The organism is Levilactobacillus muriae (assembly GCF_045862015.1).
In the GTDB taxonomy this organism is placed as follows: domain Bacteria; phylum Bacillota; class Bacilli; order Lactobacillales; family Lactobacillaceae; genus Levilactobacillus; species Levilactobacillus muriae.
The window spans coordinates 1-17,506 of record NZ_BAAFRU010000018.1 but is presented as its reverse complement, the minus strand read 5'-3'; the positions used below and the strand labels follow the sequence as shown (position 1 = coordinate 17,506).

The 17,506-nt window shown below is 49.5% G+C and carries 18 protein-coding genes; all 18 read left to right on the top strand.

Features of this window, described 5'->3' with window-relative positions:
* Position 1 precedes the first annotated feature (1 nt).
* The 18 genes from ACKTSF_RS11575 (at position 2) to ACKTSF_RS11490 (ending at position 17,435) form a co-directional block, all read left to right on the top strand.
* Positions 2–328, top strand: a complete 327-nt coding sequence (locus tag ACKTSF_RS11575) for a hypothetical protein (protein ID WP_407889592.1) — start codon at positions 2–4, stop codon at positions 326–328.
* A gap of 11 nt (positions 329–339) precedes the next feature.
* Positions 340–1,188, top strand: a complete 849-nt coding sequence (locus ACKTSF_RS11570) for a DUF72 domain-containing protein (RefSeq protein WP_407889590.1) — start codon at positions 340–342, stop codon at positions 1,186–1,188.
* A 206-nt stretch (positions 1,189–1,394) separates the two neighbouring features.
* Positions 1,395–3,437 carry a methionine--tRNA ligase gene (gene metG, locus ACKTSF_RS11565; protein WP_407889588.1) on the top strand — a complete coding sequence of 681 codons (2,043 nt, stop codon included), beginning with the start codon at positions 1,395–1,397 and terminating at the stop codon, positions 3,435–3,437.
* Positions 3,438–4,413: 976 nt separating this feature from the next.
* Positions 4,414–5,193, top strand: a complete 780-nt coding sequence (locus tag ACKTSF_RS11560; protein ID WP_407889586.1) for a TatD family hydrolase — start codon at positions 4,414–4,416, stop codon at positions 5,191–5,193.
* Positions 5,180–5,749, top strand: coding sequence for a ribonuclease M5 (gene rnmV / locus ACKTSF_RS11555; protein WP_407889584.1), 570 nt, complete (start codon positions 5,180–5,182; stop codon positions 5,747–5,749). The genes ACKTSF_RS11560 and rnmV overlap by 14 nt, the downstream gene beginning before the upstream one ends.
* Positions 5,742–6,632 carry a 16S rRNA (adenine(1518)-N(6)/adenine(1519)-N(6))-dimethyltransferase RsmA gene (rsmA, locus tag ACKTSF_RS11550; RefSeq protein ID WP_407889582.1) on the top strand — a complete coding sequence of 297 codons (891 nt, stop codon included), beginning with the start codon at positions 5,742–5,744 and terminating at the stop codon, positions 6,630–6,632. The genes rnmV and rsmA overlap by 8 nt, the downstream gene beginning before the upstream one ends.
* A gap of 98 nt (positions 6,633–6,730) precedes the next feature.
* Positions 6,731–6,967: a Veg family protein gene (locus tag ACKTSF_RS11545; protein ID WP_020089174.1), complete on the top strand. Its 237-nt coding sequence runs from the start codon at positions 6,731–6,733 to the stop codon at positions 6,965–6,967.
* A gap of 189 nt (positions 6,968–7,156) precedes the next feature.
* Positions 7,157–8,011 carry a 4-(cytidine 5'-diphospho)-2-C-methyl-D-erythritol kinase gene (gene ispE, locus ACKTSF_RS11540; RefSeq protein ID WP_407889580.1) on the top strand — a complete coding sequence of 285 codons (855 nt, stop codon included), beginning with the start codon at positions 7,157–7,159 and terminating at the stop codon, positions 8,009–8,011.
* A gap of 19 nt (positions 8,012–8,030) precedes the next feature.
* Positions 8,031–8,609: a uracil-DNA glycosylase family protein gene (locus ACKTSF_RS11535; protein WP_407889578.1), complete on the top strand. Its 579-nt coding sequence runs from the start codon at positions 8,031–8,033 to the stop codon at positions 8,607–8,609.
* 505 nt (positions 8,610–9,114) lie between these two features.
* Positions 9,115–10,050: an alpha/beta hydrolase gene (locus ACKTSF_RS11530; protein ID WP_407889576.1), complete on the top strand. Its 936-nt coding sequence runs from the start codon at positions 9,115–9,117 to the stop codon at positions 10,048–10,050.
* A 91-nt stretch (positions 10,051–10,141) separates the two neighbouring features.
* Positions 10,142–11,077, top strand: coding sequence for a metal ABC transporter solute-binding protein, Zn/Mn family (locus ACKTSF_RS11525; RefSeq protein ID WP_407889574.1), 936 nt, complete (start codon positions 10,142–10,144; stop codon positions 11,075–11,077).
* A complete protein-coding gene (locus ACKTSF_RS11520) occupies positions 11,077–11,775 on the top strand; it encodes a metal ABC transporter ATP-binding protein (RefSeq protein WP_407889572.1) in 699 nt (232 codons plus the stop codon). The genes ACKTSF_RS11525 and ACKTSF_RS11520 overlap by 1 nt, the downstream gene beginning before the upstream one ends.
* Positions 11,768–12,565 carry a metal ABC transporter permease gene (locus ACKTSF_RS11515; protein WP_407889570.1) on the top strand — a complete coding sequence of 266 codons (798 nt, stop codon included), beginning with the start codon at positions 11,768–11,770 and terminating at the stop codon, positions 12,563–12,565. Before ACKTSF_RS11520 ends, ACKTSF_RS11515 begins: the two co-directional genes overlap by 8 nt.
* Before the next feature lie 476 nt (positions 12,566–13,041).
* A complete protein-coding gene (gene purR, locus ACKTSF_RS11510; RefSeq protein ID WP_407889568.1) occupies positions 13,042–13,881 on the top strand; it encodes a pur operon repressor in 840 nt (279 codons plus the stop codon).
* An 11-nt stretch (positions 13,882–13,892) separates the two neighbouring features.
* The gene (gene glmU, locus ACKTSF_RS11505) at positions 13,893–15,272 is read left to right on the top strand and encodes a bifunctional UDP-N-acetylglucosamine diphosphorylase/glucosamine-1-phosphate N-acetyltransferase GlmU (RefSeq protein ID WP_407889566.1); all 1,380 of its coding nucleotides are present in this window, start codon (positions 13,893–13,895) and stop codon (positions 15,270–15,272) included.
* An 83-nt stretch (positions 15,273–15,355) separates the two neighbouring features.
* Entirely contained in the window at positions 15,356–16,336 is a 981-nt protein-coding gene (locus tag ACKTSF_RS11500) for a ribose-phosphate diphosphokinase (RefSeq protein ID WP_407889564.1), read from the top strand.
* A gap of 109 nt (positions 16,337–16,445) precedes the next feature.
* The gene (locus tag ACKTSF_RS11495) at positions 16,446–16,796 is read left to right on the top strand and encodes a DUF3899 domain-containing protein (RefSeq protein WP_407889562.1); all 351 of its coding nucleotides are present in this window, start codon (positions 16,446–16,448) and stop codon (positions 16,794–16,796) included.
* Between the two features lie 324 nt (positions 16,797–17,120).
* A complete protein-coding gene (locus tag ACKTSF_RS11490) occupies positions 17,121–17,435 on the top strand; it encodes a type II toxin-antitoxin system RelE/ParE family toxin (RefSeq protein WP_407889560.1) in 315 nt (104 codons plus the stop codon).
* Positions 17,436–17,506 lie beyond the last annotated feature (71 nt).

The window sequence follows — 17,506 nt, the reverse complement described above, 5'->3', positions numbered from 1 at the left end:
GATGAGTCATCAAGAAGTCATTGCACAACTAAGAAAGCTAGTGTGGCGGTTACGGTGGTTGAACGTGCTCCAACTTCTCCCCGATACGCTACTGGTCTACAGTATCATTCAGTTGGCATTTAGTGGCCAACTGGTGACTCTCTTTAATGCGACCTTTAATCGACGTGAGGCCATCTTGGTGACGGTCATGTTTGCTCTAATTGATATCTGTGTGACTGCGATTCGATATAACGATCGGGTTTCCGGTAAACGCTTGATCAGTCAGCTGACGGGGCGGTTGACCACGCCAGAAGTAGATTTGATCAAACGGTTTGAACGTTTAAAGTAAGAGGTGACAGGATGATTACGATCGGGCTAACGACTTGGAAGGAACATCCCGCCTTAATTGGCGGGGAAGATCGACCGGTAACGTTGAGCGAGTATGCCGGGCACTTTCCGGTCGTCGAATTGGATACCCCTTTTTATGGGATTCCCCGGCAGAGTACGGTGGCAAATTGGCAGGCGGCAGTGCCCGATGGCTTTGCGTATATCTTGAAGGCCAATCAGGTGATGACCCGTCACGACCAACGTAGTGAGCCAGCCACCGATGAAGAGCGGGCGACGGCGTTTCTCCAGTTTCGTGAAGCAATTCAGCCACTGACCGACCACAAGCAATTACGGACAGTACTCTTCCAGTTTCCACCGTACTTCAATCGGACGACGGCGAATATCCAATATTTACGGGATGTGCGCGTTCAGATGGGGCAATTACCGGTAGCGGTGGAATTCCGCAGTCCTAGTTGGTTTGAAGAATCTGGGATGACGGCCGACGTCATGGCGTATCTACACTCATTAAAGATGACTAACGTCACGACAGATGAACCGCACAATCTGAACAACGGGATTCCACTGGTTAAAACGGTAACCACACCTGATCTAGCCGTCGTACGGCTGCACGGACGTAATGAGCAGGGCTGGTTCAACCAAGGGGCTAGCTGGCGTAAGACACGGACGTTGTATAAGTACAGTGAAGAGGAGCTACAGACGCTGGCGAATTTGGTTCGTCAATTGGCGACGCAGGCTAAGGATGTTTGTGTGATCTTCAACAATAACTCCGGCAAGGATGCGGCGCCGAACGCCATGCGCTTGCAGGCGATTCTGGGATTGCAATGGGACAACTTAGCCCCACAGCAGCTAGACCTGTTCTAGTTGAATGCGCGGTGCTACGTAATTGCGGCTGTTGTGGTTGTTGATGTGAGTAGCGTTCAAGCGACTAGATTAAAAATTTGTAGCGTTAAAATCCCCGGGAACCGCTATGGCTCAACCGGGGTTTATGCTATACTGGATTAGAATTTAACCTGAAATTTAACCTAAAAATAAGGGAACAATTTAGAGCGAGGGAAGGCTTTTATTTTATGGCAGACAAACCAAGTTTTTACATTACGACGCCGATCTACTACCCATCTGGACGGCTGCACATCGGGAACTCTTACACCACGATTGCGTGTGACACAGTGGCCCGTTACAAGCGGAGCAACGGTTACGACGTCTTCTTCTTAACTGGGACCGATGAACATGGTCTGAAGATTGAGGATAAGGCAAAGGCCCAAGGTCAATCACCACAGGAATACGTGGACGGCATGGCTGACGGTATCAAGCAACTTTGGAAGACGTTGGAGATTTCCAACGACAAGTTCATCCGGACGACCGACAAGGAACACGTGGCGGCCGTGCAGGAAGTCTTCGAACGCTTGTTGAAGCAGGGCGATATCTACCTAGGCGAATACGAGGGTTGGTACTCCGAGGATGACGAAGAATACTTCACTGAAACCCAATTGGCTGAAGTCTATCATGATGACAATGGTAAGGTGATTGGTGGGAAGGCGCCTTCTGGCCACGAAGTTTCCCTGGTCAAGGAACAGTCCTACTTCTTTAAGATGAGTAAGTATGCCGACTGGTTGCTGGACTTCTACCACAGCCATCCACACTTCATCCAACCGGAATCACGGATGACCGAGATGATTAACAACTTCATCAAGCCTGGTCTGGAAGACCTTGCCGTTTCCCGGACGACCTTTACTTGGGGTGTGCCCGTCAAGAGCAATCCGAAGCACGTAGTCTACGTGTGGATTGATGCGTTGCTCAACTATATCACGGCATTAGGTTATACCAGTGACGATGAAAGCCTGTTCAACAAGTTCTGGCCAGCCAACGTTCAGATGGTTGGGAAGGAAATTGTCCGGTTCCACTCGATTTACTGGCCAATCGTGTTGCATGCACTGGGAATCGAAGCCCCAGATGAATTATTTGCGCACGGCTGGTTACTGATGCGAGACGGCAAGATGTCCAAGTCTAAGGGAAACGTTATTTACCCCGAAACACTGGTTGACCGTTACGGCCTCGACGCGCTGCGGTATTATTTGATGCGGGCAATGCCTTATGGAAACGACGGAACCTTCACGCCTGAGGACTTTGTTGACCGGTTGAATTATGATTTGGCTAACGACCTGGGGAACCTCTTAAACCGGACCGTTGCCATGATCAACAAGTATGAAGACGGCAAGCTGCCTGAATTTAAGGTTGGCGTAACCGAATTTGACGCGGACCTCGAAGCCACATCTGAATCCGTCATTGCCAATTACCATGATTTGATGGACAAGATGCATTTCGCCGATGCCCTCTCTGAAATCTGGAAGTTAGTTTCCCGGACAAACAAGTACATTGACGAGACAGCGCCTTGGCAATTGGCCAAGGACGACAGCAAGGTAACTGAATTGGCTGCTGTCATGGCGCACTTAGCTGCCAGTCTGCGGGTAATCGCCACGCTGATCAGCCCTGTCATGACGCATGCGCCTAAGGAAATCTTTGCGCAACTTGGTTTAGACCCAGCAACCCTCGACATGGTTGACCTGAACATGGCTGATTTACCAGCTGGCAAACAGGTTGTTGCCAAGGGGACGCCAATCTTCCCACGGATCGACGTGAAGGAAGAGGTCGACTTCATTCAAGGTCAGATGACCAAGTCTGAGAAGACCAAGGGCCGGGCCGCTATGGCTGCCAAGGCTCAGGCACAGCAAGAGACTGCACAAGCCGATACTGAACCTGACACTGAATTGACCTTAAACAAGCCGGAGATCCGGTTTGATAAATTTGAAAAGATTGAACTGCGGGTCGCCGAGGTTAAAGCGGTTGACCACGTGGACGGTGCCGACAAACTCCTGAAGTTCCAATTAGATGCCGGCGACCAAGGTAATCGCCAGATTCTGTCGGGGATTGCCCAATGGTATCCAGAACCACAAGCACTCGTGGGTAAAAAGGTGGTCATCGTGGCCAACTTAAAGCCACGGAAGATGCGTGGACAGGTTAGCCAAGGGATGTTACTGTCTGCAGAGCACGACGGTAAGGTCCAATTAATCACCGTACCAAGTGAATTGGTCAACGGTTCATCAGTCGAATAGTGTTCGCATAAACGTGGGCGGCGGGTCGAAGAGACGCCAACCCGCGTTTTTATGTTAAAAGAGTGTGGTTATAAATTGTCGCCTGCGGCAGCCAAGGATTCTACCGCCGTGGGGACCGGTCCAAGCCAAAGTGCGGTCTTGGACCTCGACTTGAAACCTCGCATAAAATCGCGAGTTTCCAAGATCGTCCGATGGTGTAAGCACGGGAAGAAGCAATCGCCCGTTCTAACACCATCGTCACGGCTGGCACCATACCTGGCTGACTCCGGCTAAGCTAACTTTTTAACCACGAGACTCATTTGAAAATGCGCATGTGGCAAAACAAGTAAATGACGCGGCGGGGTTGAGCGCAACCAGCTACCCTCTGGAACACGTTGCGTCTAGGTGGTTGGAAGCAACCCCTAGGACACTGGCACCTGAGTTATCCACTTACGAACTTATCCACCGGTGTAAAAGTGATCAGTAAAATTGGACGACAGGTGACATGTGGACAACTTCTGGCACCTATAAACCGATGTGTGCATAAGTCAGTTGATAATTTAGCGAATTGTGGATGAAATTGTTCATAAGGTCTGCGATAATGGCGGTAAGCAGAAAAATTTGGGGGGGAATGCTAATTTTACTGTTGATAACCGTCGATTCTAAATGGTTATCCACCTGTGAATAACTATTCTGTGTGTCATTTTAGTTGAATTCACAGTCGTTAGGTTCTAAGTTAACTCTGTGTGAGTCGCAAGGCTGGTGAAAATGGACTCAGCCGTGGGAATTGACTTAGCGGCAGGATTATTCTTGCCGCTTAGTCAATTGGTGCCTTTGAAACTCGTTTCTCAGAGGTTCAAAGGCAAGTTCAGAGACCATTCTTTGGCTCTGGACGTCCGTCCCCCCAGCGTACCGGCCTATTTTCACCAGCCTGGAGACGCGGTTCAGATTAACTAAGTATCAAAGAAACGGGATTCACGAAAATAGGAGGATCATGATGAAAATCTTTGATTCACATACCCATTTAAATAGCGAAGAATTTATAAATGAAGTTCCACGCTACCTCAAGCAGGCGGCGGACCTAGGCGTTGTCAAGATGGTCAACATCGGCTCCAACACGCAGCTGAATGCCGATGCTATTAAGTTAGCGCACCAGTACCCACAGCTGTACGCGGCCGTGGGCTGGCACCCCGAAGATTCTAAGAATTACGATGTGGCTGCCGAGAAGGTTATGGAAACACAGTTAGCCGACGACCGGGTCGTTGCCCTTGGTGAAATTGGTCTGGACTACCATTGGGACAGTTCACCGCAAGATGTGCAGCGCAAGGTATTTGCTCGGCAAGTGGCGATCGCCAAAGAAGTCGGGAAGCCCGTTGCCATTCACAATCGAGATGCTTTTGAAGATACCTACCGAATTCTCAAGGAAGGTGGCATTAGCGAAATTGGTGGCGTCATGCACAGTTTTAACGGCGATCCCGAGTGGCTCAAGAAGTTCTTGGACCTGGGCATGCACATTTCTTATTCCGGTGTGGCCAGCTTCAAGAATGCCCACGAGGTTCACGACGCCGTGCGGGCTACGCCACTCGACGTGATGATGGTTGAGACCGATGCGCCTTACCTGTCGCCAGAACCGCATCGTGGGGAGCAGAATGAACCGGCCTTTACCCGTTATACGGTTGAGGCTATTGCCAAGGAGCGTGACACGACGCCGGAAGAAATTGCTGCCGCCACTTACCACAATGCAGAGGAGTTTTATCAAATTAATGAAGAAGATTAAAGAAGTCCTCGTGGTGGAGGGCAAAGACGATACCAAATCAATCAATCGCGCAGTTAATGCCGACACCATCGAGACGCGGGGTTCCGCAATCGATGAGGACACGTTGGCTCTTATTGAAAAGTTAGCCGACCAGCGCGGCGTGATTATTTTTACCGATCCTGACTTTTCTGGTGAAAAGATTCGTAAGATTGTGGCCGAGGCTGTACCGAATGCCAAACATGCCTTTTTGCCCAAGGCGGAAGGTCGTCCGGACAAGGCCGGCGGGTCACTCGGCGTGGAACATGCCAGTCCGGAAGCCATCCGGGCTGCACTCGACCACGTCTACACCGAAACAACGGCGGCGCCCACACTGATCACCCACGAAGACTTAATGGCTGCGGGTCTGATTGGTGGCGCCGGTGCTAAGGCCCGGCGCGAACAGCTCGGTGAATACCTCCAGATTGGTTACGTGAATGGTAAGCAATTGGAGAAGCGTTTACGGATGTTTAGCATCCAACCAGCAGACTTCGCCGCCGCTGTGCAACAGATTCGTCAAAAGGAGGATTTCCATGAATAATAGCGTACCCGAAATTGGTTCACCAGCCCGCACCAAGGCCATCCTATCTCGTTACCGGTTAGTGGCAAAGAAGAGCCTGGGGCAGAACTTTCTCTCGGACTTAAATATCCTTCGCAATATCGTTAACGCTGCGGATGTGTCTGACAACGATAACGTCATTGAAATCGGCCCTGGGATTGGGGCGTTGACGGAACAGATTGCCAAGCGGGCACGGAAGGTCGTGGCTTTTGAAATTGACGAAAACTTGTTGCCAGTTCTCGATGAAACGTTGATGGATTATGACAACGTCAAGGTCATCAACCAGGACATCTTGAAAGCTAATCTACCAGCCGTTATCAAGGATGAATTTGAACCGGGCCATCCGGTAAAAATCGTGGCTAATCTGCCTTACTACATCACGACCCCGATTTTAATGGGTGTCCTGCAGAGTGGGGTGAGCTTCGACGAGATTGTGGTGATGATGCAGCGTGAAGTGGCTGATCGTTTAGTTGCTGTTCCCGGCACCAAGGCCTACGGGTCACTCTCCGTGGTCATGCAATACCGCGCCCACGTGGAAGTTGCTTTTGAAGTGCCTCGGACGGCCTTCATCCCACAACCGAACGTTGACTCCGCCATCATTCGGTTGACGCCGCGCGAACCGTTACCAGTCAAACCGTACGACGACCAGGCTTTGTACAAGTTTGTTAAGGGTTGCTTCGCGCATCGTCGCAAGACATTGTGGAACAATCTCCAAGGGATTTTTGGAAAACAACCAGAAGTTCGTGAACGGATTGAAGCGGTCTTGAAAGACGTTGGCGTTTCGCAACAGTTACGGCCAGAACGGCTAACCTTGATAAATTTCATTGAATTAACCAATGCTTTTCACAATGAAGGGCTTGTGTAACCCTTTTCAATTGCGGATTCTTGCGGATTGCAGGCTAGTGTGGTATAATTTGCGTTTTTTGTGAAACCATGGTATCATGTTTCACAGAGGTGAAGTGCATGCCAACAAGTTTAGCGAACATTAAGAACAAACTGGACGAACGCATTGGCGAAAAGTTAATGGTGATCGCACAGGCCGGGCGTAAGAAGACGACAGAACGGCATGGAATTCTTCGGGAAACCTATCCAGCTGTATTCGTTGTGGATTTAGACCAGGACGAAAATTCGTTTGAACGGGTTTCATATAGCTATACCGATATTTTAACCAAAAACATCGAAGTCGACTTTGATGAATAGATAATTGGGCCAGTGAGGCCTTTTTATTTTGGCCAAAATTCAGAATTTGAGTTCACGAGTACCGGCTGATTGGGAATTAGCGCGCGGGTTGGAGAACCCTTTTTATTTTGGTGGCAACCATAGTATAATAGGCTTAATCAGATTCAGGAGAACGGTAGGCAGTGGCCTATCTGGAATTAAGGTGAGCTCATGCAACTGATTGAAAAGGCGCCTGCCAAGATAAACCTCGGGCTTGACACCCCGTACCATCATCAGGATGGCGCGGAGGAGTGGAACATGGTCATGACGTCCGTGGACTTGGCGGACTATGTCGAAATTCAAACGTTAACCAAACATAAGCGCATCCGAGTTGCCTCGGATAGTGGTTTTTTACCAAACGATCAGCGAAACTTGGCCTATCAGGCTGCCCATTTACTCCAAACGAAATTCAACGTGGGTGAGGGGGTCAACATTCGAATCAAAAAGAATATTCCCGTGGCTGCGGGACTGGGTGGTGGCTCGTCCGATGCCGCTGCGGTGCTGCGAGGCCTTAACCAACTGTGGAATCTGGGATTGAGCTGGCAAGAGCTGGCCGAACTCGGCTTGCAGATTGATTCGGACGTGCCATACTGTGTTTACGGTCGGACGGCACACGTGCGCGGTCGTGGGGAACGGATTACACCGTTGTCGAAGCTCCCAGCCGCGTGGGTGGTTTTGGCCAAGCCCAAGGTGAGTGTTTCTACGCCCAGTATTCTCCAGCAGATTCGCTATGATGACCTGGAACATCCGGACATCGATAGCTTGTTGAAGGCGGTGCGCAATCAAGACATCGAGGAGATGTGTGCGGTCATGGGTAACGTTTTGGAACCGCTGACGGCGCATCGATATCCGGAGATTACCCAGCTCAAGCAGCAACTGATGAAGTTCGGCGCCGATGCCGCTCAGATGAGTGGGACCGGACCGACCGTCTTTGGCCTGTGTAGCAAGCAATCACGAGCCCAACGCGTGTTCAATGGGATGAAGGGGTTCTGTCGTGAGGTGTATTTAGTGCGGCCGTTACCGTAAGCTGAGAGGGGAGACATTGATGCAATCAGCAGCAGAGATCTTTCAAGCCGTTCAGGACGATCCGCAGAATCAAGTCTTTACTGAACAGGGGATTCAGCCACTCTACCACGTTGAACCCGGGGCAGAGATTCTGCTGGTCAGTCAGGCGCCAAGTCGCCGAGCGCAAGCGTCGATGACTTTCTGGGATGATGCCAGTGGGAACCGTTTGCGCGATTGGATGGGCGTCACTAAGGATCAGTTTTACCATTCTGGAAAAGTGGCCGTGTTACCATTGGATTTTTACTATCCGGGTAAACATGCACATGGCGGGGACTTACCGCCACGCAAGGGTTTTGCGGACAAGTGGCACGCACCTCTACTGGAATTAATGCCCAACATCAAGTTAACCCTGTTGATTGGCCAGTACGCGCAAAAATACTACCTGCCTAAGTGTGAGCAGACATTAACGGCCACGGTGGCGCACTATCAGGATTATTTACCTGATTACTTTCCATTGGTGCATCCGTCGCCATTAAACTACGGATGGCTGCACCAGCATCCCTGGTTCTTAGACAGTGTCGTGCCTAAGTTACAAGCTCGGGTAAAACAAATCATGTAATAAAAATAAGCTTGAAATTATAAGACGCCAAGTCAACGGAAACGCTGATTTGACGCTTTTTTGCGTATAACAAAATTTGTAAGGTGTTTGGCTGGTGTTGCCCATCTAAAACGGGCATGATAGCGAAGTGAGGTGAAGGCATTGGAGAGAGAAAATATCCCTGTAGATCCACGAATGGTTGCCGAAGTTGGTGCAGCCTTGAAGGGGCAATTGACACAGCTGGAATTGATTAAGTTATTGTATAGTGACTGTAAAATGAATAAGTCTAAGTGAGCCGGTCAATTCTCGTGGCTTCACCAGGTGTTTTCAACGTAGGATGTCTAAAAAATTAAGATTAATTTTTAGCAAAGAGTGGAAAACGCTCTCATTTTTAGCTAGAGTAGAGGTAATAAACCTAAAATGGACGTTGTATCAATCTGGTTTAGCGTGTCCAAGGTCACAACTATTTTTAGAGACCGCTGAATCTGAGATAATGTCGACAATAACTAGAAATGAGGGAGTCAATATGAAAATTTGGCAAAAAATCCTGGGTGGTACCGCGGCAGCAGCTACCGTTGGCGCGGTCGGTGTTTTGGGTGGCGCCGCGGTGGTCTACCAGGTGGCCACGAAATCCTTTAGTCGGAATCGACTGAAAACAAAGAAACGGGCTATCATGGAGAATACGGCGGATGATAACGCTTGGTATCTCCGACACGATCCAGCCGAATGGACACAAACCAGCTTGGATGGACTGATTCTTCGGGCAAGCTTAGTGGAAGCTGAGAAACCAACGAAGCGGGTGGTAATTTTGGCTCACGGTCTGGGACACGCCCGTGAACAGATGATTCCTTACGCACGTGTCTTCCATAACTGGGGGTATGCCACTTTGATGCCCGATGCACGGGCTCACGGCGATAGTGAAGGCCATACGATTGGCTACGGTTGGCCAGATCGACTGGATTATACCGGCTGGATCAATCAAGTCATCGCGAAGTATGGCGACGATTGCGAAATTGTGCTGATGGGTATTTCAATGGGGGCTGCCACGGTGATGGCGACCGCGGGTGAAGACTTACCACATAACGTTAAGGCCGTGATTGCCGATTCTGGGTATGCCTCTGTTTTAGCGGAAGCGCGGTTCCGAATTCGCCATAAATATCACTTGCCAACGTACCCGATCGTGCCAATTGCCGATCAATATTCCCGATTGGCTGAGGGTTATCGGCTATCCGATGGCAATATCGCTGAGCAGCTCCGGCACACGCACTTACCCCTGTTGTTGATCCAAGGTGCCAATGATCAGACGGTTCCCGTGGAGAATTTGGATGTGCTCTATCGAGCGGCCGCGGGACCGAAGGAAAAGTATCGTGATCCTAGTGCTGGCCACATTGCCACACGGGAGACAGATCCAATCAAGTATGATCAAATGATGGCGGACTTTTTGAAAAAGTACATTGATTAAAGAAGACTTAAGCGTAGTTGACAAGTTTTCATTATCTGGTAAGATATTAAACGGTAATCATTACTGTTTACATATTTAGCGGAGAAATGGGATGAGTCGATTGCAGATTGGGAAACGAAAATTTTGGTGGCGAGGTCTACTGGCCTTGCTAGCCATCTTAATGGTGGGAGTCACCCTGAGTGCATGCTCGGCGGCGCCCACCACTAAGCATGCCGACAATCGGATCCATGTGGTGGCCACACTGGGCTTCTACGGTGAAGCGGCCAAGGCCATTCTGGGCGATCGCGGTCAGGTGACCACGGTCATCAACAGTCCCAGTATCGATGCCGAAAGTTATGAGCCAGACGTGAAGACGGCTAAGAAGGTCGCTAAGGCCGATGTCGTCATTGAGAATGGCCTGGGCTACGATAGTTGGATGGACCGGGTTGTAGCGGCTAACGATGACGCTCAGACAAAGAAGTTAACGATTGGCACCCTCATGGGTAAAAAAACTGGGGATAATCCGCACCTGTGGACGGACCCCACGACGATGGTCAAGGTGACCCGCCACTTGGTTGCCCAGTTCAGCAAACTTGAGCCGAAACATGCTGCCGAGTTCAAACGCCGGGGAGCCGCCTATGAGAAACAATTGCGGATTTTGCCACAACTCGCTGCGCAACTTGCGAAACACAGTAATCGGCAGAAGGTCGCCGTGAGTGAGCCCGTCTTTGATTTTGCGTTAAGCGCAATGGGCTATCGGATCAGTGATGGTCATTTTGCCCAGTCGATTGAAGAGGATAGCGATCCCACGCCAGCTGACATCACGAAGCTACAAAATCAAATCAAGCATCGCCAGATCGCATTTTTCGTGGAAAACACACAGAATACCAGTAAGAACGTTACGGCGATGGTCAATCTTGCCAAAAAATACGGTATTCCCATCGTCAAGGTGACCGAAACGATGCCGGCCAATCAAAGCTACCGGACCTGGATGCTGAAACAGTATCAGCAGGTTCAACGCATTCAAGCGAAGGAGGGACAATCCTAATGGAAAGTGCACCCATTTTAAAATTAGAACATCTCGGTGTGACCTTTCCAAATCACCCGGTATTTAACGACCTTAATCTGACGATTCGCCAGGGAGAAATCTGGAGCATTATTGGTAAAAATGGGGTCGGCAAAACGACGCTGATGCGGACAATCCTTCACCAATTGCACCCGACTCACGGGAAAATTTCATATTTGCCGAGTCAAGGCGACGTGACAATTGGTTACGTGCCGCAGTTTCGAAACATCGACGCCGACTATCCATTGACCATTAAGGATTTTGTTGGATTGAATCTGACCGGCTGGAAGCTGCCATGGCTCTCTGCTAAGGAACGGAACAAAATTCAAAAGATTCTGGACCAGACGGGTCTCAAGCAATTGGCTAAGCGGCCCATCGGTCAAGCCTCGGGTGGGGAAAAGCAGAAGGCTTATCTTGCCCAGGCCTTGGTGGAAGCGCCAAACTTGTTGATTCTGGACGAGTCGACGGCTAGTCTGGATCCCGTGACCAAGACGGAACTCTTGGACCTCGTGACGGAGTTGAATCAGCGTTTTAAATTGACGGTGCTTTTCGTGACCCACGATATTCCAATGGCGCAGAAGTATACGCAGCACTACTTGATGATGACCCCTGGTAAAGTAGAACAGGGACCTATCGCGAATTTAACGACCGAAAAGGTGTGGGAGGGCGAAAATGTTTAGTTATGAATTTATGCGAAACGCCTTCGCGGCCGGGACCATTATTGCCATCATCTGTGGCATCATGGGAGTCTTCGTGATTGCCCGAAACATGTCTTTTTTGACGCATACGCTATCTGAGATTGGCTTTTCCGGGGCGGCCTTCGGGGTCTTCGCCGGTTGGGCACCGCTGAATGGGATGCTCCTGTTTACGGTAGTGAGTTCAGTCATTGTTGGCCAACTTTCGGCGCGGTCCGAGCGGCGAGAGGCGGCAACCAGTGCTATTTCGGCGCTATTCATTGGACTAGGGATTCTGTTCTTGTCGCTAGCCAACAAGAATGCCAGTTACGCTACGAGCATTCTATTCGGGAGTGTTATTGGAATCAGTGCCAGTGATGTGCAGCAGATGTTGTGGCTGTCACTGCTCGTGCTGGTCGTGGTCTTCATCATCTATCGCTTTTTGAAGTTTGATTCGTTTGACCACACTGGCGCTCGGGTCAAGGGGCTTTGGACCAATGCATTGTCGATTACCTTTCTGGTACTGTTGGCGTTGAGTGTTAGTGTGGCCGCCCAAATCGTGGGGTCTCTGTTAATCTTTATCTTACTGACGCTGCCAGCCGCTACGGCCAAGTATTTCGCCCACACGGTTGGGGGGATGATGGTGCTGGCTATTGCGCTGGCCCTGATTGGAGTCTGGAGCGGCTTGGTCCTGAGTTACGTGACGAACTACCCCGTGTCATTCTTTATCGCGGCCATCGAAGCCATCTTCTACTTCATTGCCCTGGGGTGGCAACGGCTACAGACTGCGGAATGAGCTAACATACAGTGCAAAAATTACCGCCTGCGGCCTGAGAAACGGTCCTCCGGCTCGGTGTGAAGCCTGACAAAACGCGTCAGTCTCCAAAGACGTCATCAGGTATGAGCGTGTATGACGGCTTTCAACCTGTAGTCGTTAAATCAAAAATAGTCTAAAGCTGTGGCGAATCAACGTTTAGTGTTGATTCGTCGCAGCTTTTGTGTATTTTGCGATGGTAATCAGTTGAAAGTGGCTGGGGAAACCTATAGGCTGATAACTGGAAGCGGCAGGATTAGCGACAAACGAGGCCGGTTAATCGTCAATGGTTCAGACCTTTCTTGGCTTTCATAGTCAGATAATCTCGGATTATGCTTTCATTTTGACAAAAGTCCCAAGAAATTATTAATTCTAACCGAAATGTAACGAAAAACCCGAACATTTATGCTAAAATTGGGCTTACAATTAACTCTAAAGAAATAGATGAGGTGAAAAGGTTGAAAGTCAGAAGAAGTGACCGTTTGGTCGATATGACTCGGTATTTATTAGAACGCCCGCACCAACTGGTGTCTTTGACATTTTTTGCAGCGCGGTATGAATCGGCCAAGTCTTCCATCAGTGAAGATCTGACTATTTTGAAACGGACTCTCCAAGCACGTGGGACTGGTCTACTGGAGACCGTTCCCGGCGCCGCTGGTGGTGCCCGTTTTATCCCTTACATTTTACGAGAAGAAGCCGAACAATTTGTTGATGAAATGATGACCGAATTGTCCGAAGCTGACCGGTATCTGCCCGGTGGCTACGTTTATATGTCAGATATTCTGGGCCGGCCCGCAGCTTTGCGGCAGATTGGTCGAATCCTGGCAACGCAGTATCTGAACCAGTCCGTCGATGTTGTCGTGACGGTGGCTACCAAGGGGATTCCGTTGGCTGAGAGTGTTGCCAGCTACCTGAATGTGCCATTTGTCATTGTGCGCCACGACTCTCAGATTACCGAAGGTTCAACGGTGAGTGTGAACTATGTTTCCGGCTCGACTAAGCGCATCGAACGGATGGCGCTGTCCAAGCGTAGCGTGAAACCAAATTCACGTGTGTTAATCGTTGATGATTACATGAAGGGTGGCGGGACCGTTGGTGGTTTGCGTTCCCTGGTGGATGAGTTTGATTCACAACTCGCCGGCGTGGCAGTCTTTGCCGAAGGTGATTTTGATGGGCAACGAACGGTTAGCAAGTACACCTCATTACTGAAGATTCAGACCGCGGACGAGCAGATCCGTGTGGCGCCAGGAAATTACCTGACCCAGATCTTCGGCGATGAAAATAAGTCATTAAATTAGGAGATATCGGAATGAGCACGAGAAATACGATTATCCTCGCAGCCGGTAAGGGTACGCGGATGAAGTCAAAGCTGTATAAGGTTCTACACAAGGTTTGTGGCAAGGCCATGGTCGACCACGTGCTGACCCAAGTTGAAAAGACCAACATGGATAAGGTTGTCACAATCGTCGGCTACGGTGCCGATGACGTGAAGGCCACACTAGGTGAACGGACGCAATACGCCCTGCAAGCCAAGCAACTCGGAACCGGGGATGCTGTCTTACAAGCAGAACCCATTTTGAAAGATGAAGAGGGAACCACACTGATTGTGAGTGGGGATACGCCTCTGTTCCAAGCACAGACGTTTGAAGACCTCTTCGCCTATCACGAAGCCAAGCATGCGGCCGCTACGATCTTGACATCCGTTGCGCCAGATCCTACCGGTTACGGCCGGATCGTGCGGAACAATATCGGTATCGTGGAAAAGATCGTGGAGCAAAAAGATGCGACCTCTGAAGAACAAGAGATTCATGAAATCAACACTGGTGTTTACGTGTTTGACAACAAGAAACTCTTTGCGGCCTTACACAAGACCTCTAACGATAACGCTCAGGGAGAATATTACCTGACTGATGTTGTTGAAATTCTGAAGCACGACGGCGACATTGTGGCAGCCTACAAGATGGCTGACTTCGATGAATCCATGGGAGTTAATGACCGGATTGCATTGGCTAACGCTACGAAGATTATGCGCGAACGGATCAATGACCAACACATGCGTGACGGTGTGACTCTGGTCGACCCCGCTACGACGTACATCGATGCCGGCGTAAAGATCGGTGCTGACACAATCATTGAACCCGGTGTCCAATTAAAGGGAAACACCGTTATCGGTGACGACTGCTACATCGGATCTCACTCCGAACTACGGAATGCCACGTTGGCGGATCACGTGACTGTGACGTCTTCCCTATTGGAAGATTCCGACATGGCCAGTGGGTCTAACATTGGACCGAATAGTCATTTACGTCCAGAATCTCATATCGGGCCTAAGGTTCACCTCGGTAACTTTGTCGAAGTGAAGAAGGCCACGATTGGTGAGGGCACCAAGGTGGGTCATCTGACCTATGTTGGGAATGCCAAATTAGGTAAGAACATCAACGTTGGTTGTGGTGTGGTCTTCGTCAACTATGATGGCAAGAACAAGCATGAAACGGTTGTGGGCGACGACGCCTTCATCGGCTCTAACTCAAACTTAGTGGCACCATTGGATGTGGCTGATCATAGCTTTATCGCAGCGGGTTCTACCATTACCGATGCCGTTAATCAGTATGACATGGCAATTGCTCGGGAACGGCAGACCAACAAGCCAAATTATTACCAGAAACTGCCTTATCGCGGTGAAGATTAAGCTGAAGGTCTTGTGTTTCGGGACCCGATAGCATAAAATTATTGTAGTGAATTCTGGCAGATAACTTGCTATTGGAGGAAATTATGGCTACGCAATATTTTGACCCTAAATTAAAGATCTTTGCGTTGAACTCCAACAAACCGTTAGCCCGTAAGATTGCTAACGAAGTTGGTGTTGAATTGGGGAAGACTTCGGTGGACCGGTTCAGCGACGGTGAAATCCGCATTAACATCGAACAGAGTGTGCGGGGCTGTCACGTCTACGTGATTCAGTCGACGTCGGCTCCCGTCAACGACAATTTGATGGAACTGTTGATCATGATCGATGCTTTGCGGCGCGCGAGTGCGGCGACCATCAACGTGGTCATTCCATACTACGGCTATGCTCGTCAAGACCGGAAAGCCCGGTCACGAGAACCAATCACGGCGAAATTAGTGGCAAACATGTTACAAACGGCAGGCGTTACGCGGGTCTTGGCTTTAGACTTGCATGCTGCCCAAATTCAAGGCTTCTTCGACGTGCCAGTTGACCATTTGATGGGTGCGCCATTGTTGGCCGATTACTTCTTGACCAATCATTTGGACGAAGACGCCGTTGTTGTGTCACCTGACCATGGTGGGGTGACGCGGGCACGGGCGTTGGCTGAATTCCTGAAGGCGCCGATTGCCATTATTGACAAGCGGCGGCCACGGGCCAATGTTGCGGAAATTATGAATATTATTGGGGACGTCAAGGGTAAGCGTTGTATCATGATCGATGATATGATCGATACCGCTGGGACCATTACGTTAGGGTCTCAAGCCTTGATGGACGCTGGCGCTAAGGAAGTCTACGCTAGCTGTACCCACCCGGTATTGTCCGGTCCCGCAATCGAGCGAATCAAGAAATCACCAATCAAGAAATTAGTGGTGACGGACTCGATTCAATTGACTGCCGACAAGCAGATTGAAAAGATTCAACAAATTTCTGTCGGTCCCCTGATTGGCCAAGCCATCAAGCGGATCAACGAAAATCGGCCAGTCAGCCCATTGTTCAAGAATCGTTTCCGGAGTCACGAGCAATAAAACAGGCAAAGAACTTGAGCGGCGCTGGGCGTTGGCTCAAGTTTTTTCTCATATCGTTTTGAAATAAAACCCGTTAGTTGTCTGGCTAACGCTGAAGGGAGTTTATGCAATGGGAAGTTGGCAGAGATGGACTACGGGCTGGGTTGCCGGTGGCCTGCTAGTGGCCTTAGCTATGCGCATCTTGGGGCAACCCTTGATGGTGATTGGGAACCTTTTATTCATGGTGGGGCTAGCTTTGGTGCTCTTTGGTTTGATCTGTGTTTTGGCTAAGGGACACATGTTTACCGGTTGGCGGCACCGACGTAAGAAAGGGCAGGAGCCACTACCTGGAGAAAAGGTCGACGTGCGTCATGTGGCAAGTGTGAAAAATTCACCGATTGTTGTGAATGCTGGTGCTCGTTTTGGCTTGTTGGCGGGGGCTTGCTATATCATTGTTGGTGTTATTTTGACCCTGTTTTAGACGTTCGGCTGTTAAGAATTAAATCAAAGTATGATGGGATGCTGGCCTGGTGGCGAGCATCCCTTTTTTTCGGTGATTTAATGATAGGTGGTGGAAAATGAAATTGATTTTAAACAATGACGGTGTTTAAACTTAACCATTTCGACCATCAATACGATTACGACTGCTTTTCCTATCAATCAACTGGGGAGTCGTGTAATATGAGCTACACCAACCACATTGACGGAAACTTTTAAAAGTTGATAATCTCAGGTTTATTTCGATCGCAATTACGGAGTTAGTCCTTAGGAGCTCGCAGGAGCTTTCTAGGAAGGGCGAATGTAAGTGGAAATTCGATTTGAACATGGGCGGTTAGAAAAGTTTTTTAAAAGTAAAACGATGCTTACCAGGAAGTTTGGACCCAAGGTTGCGGCAGGCGTTCACCGGAGAATGCAAGATTTAAGGATCGCTGAAAACTTGGATGAGATTTCGCACTTGCCACCGCAAAGGCTACACGCCTTGTTAGGGAAATATTCAGGATGCTTTGCAATTGATGTTACGCAGAACGTACGGTTAATCTTTAGAGGTGTTGATGCAGAAAATAGGGAGTGTCAAATTTTTTGTGTAAATGGAAGTCCTCTCCCATTAGCTAGCTTCTAATACATGGATTCTAACGTATCTTGAATTTGCTTGAAACCTCGATGCGTTCGCTCAAAATTTTGGCCGTTGTA

Coding starts and splice junctions, on each gene's coding strand:
- ACKTSF_RS11525 (WP_407889574.1), top strand. CDS start 10,142: ATGAGTCGATTGCAGATTGGGAAACGAAAATTTTGGTGGCGAGGTCTA.
- rsmA (WP_407889582.1), top strand. CDS start 5,742: ATGAATAATAGCGTACCCGAAATTGGTTCACCAGCCCGCACCAAGGCC.
- ACKTSF_RS11515 (WP_407889570.1), top strand. CDS start 11,768: ATGTTTAGTTATGAATTTATGCGAAACGCCTTCGCGGCCGGGACCATT.
- glmU (WP_407889566.1), top strand. CDS start 13,893: ATGAGCACGAGAAATACGATTATCCTCGCAGCCGGTAAGGGTACGCGG.
- ACKTSF_RS11500 (WP_407889564.1), top strand. CDS start 15,356: ATGGCTACGCAATATTTTGACCCTAAATTAAAGATCTTTGCGTTGAAC.
- ACKTSF_RS11535 (WP_407889578.1), top strand. CDS start 8,031: ATGCAATCAGCAGCAGAGATCTTTCAAGCCGTTCAGGACGATCCGCAG.
- ispE (WP_407889580.1), top strand. CDS start 7,157: ATGCAACTGATTGAAAAGGCGCCTGCCAAGATAAACCTCGGGCTTGAC.
- rnmV (WP_407889584.1), top strand. CDS start 5,180: ATGAAGAAGATTAAAGAAGTCCTCGTGGTGGAGGGCAAAGACGATACC.
- ACKTSF_RS11560 (WP_407889586.1), top strand. CDS start 4,414: ATGAAAATCTTTGATTCACATACCCATTTAAATAGCGAAGAATTTATA.
- ACKTSF_RS11495 (WP_407889562.1), top strand. CDS start 16,446: ATGGGAAGTTGGCAGAGATGGACTACGGGCTGGGTTGCCGGTGGCCTG.
- ACKTSF_RS11570 (WP_407889590.1), top strand. CDS start 340: ATGATTACGATCGGGCTAACGACTTGGAAGGAACATCCCGCCTTAATT.
- metG (WP_407889588.1), top strand. CDS start 1,395: ATGGCAGACAAACCAAGTTTTTACATTACGACGCCGATCTACTACCCA.
- ACKTSF_RS11575 (WP_407889592.1), top strand. CDS start 2: ATGAGTCATCAAGAAGTCATTGCACAACTAAGAAAGCTAGTGTGGCGG.
- ACKTSF_RS11530 (WP_407889576.1), top strand. CDS start 9,115: ATGAAAATTTGGCAAAAAATCCTGGGTGGTACCGCGGCAGCAGCTACC.
- ACKTSF_RS11520 (WP_407889572.1), top strand. CDS start 11,077: ATGGAAAGTGCACCCATTTTAAAATTAGAACATCTCGGTGTGACCTTT.
- ACKTSF_RS11545 (WP_020089174.1), top strand. CDS start 6,731: ATGCCAACAAGTTTAGCGAACATTAAGAACAAACTGGACGAACGCATT.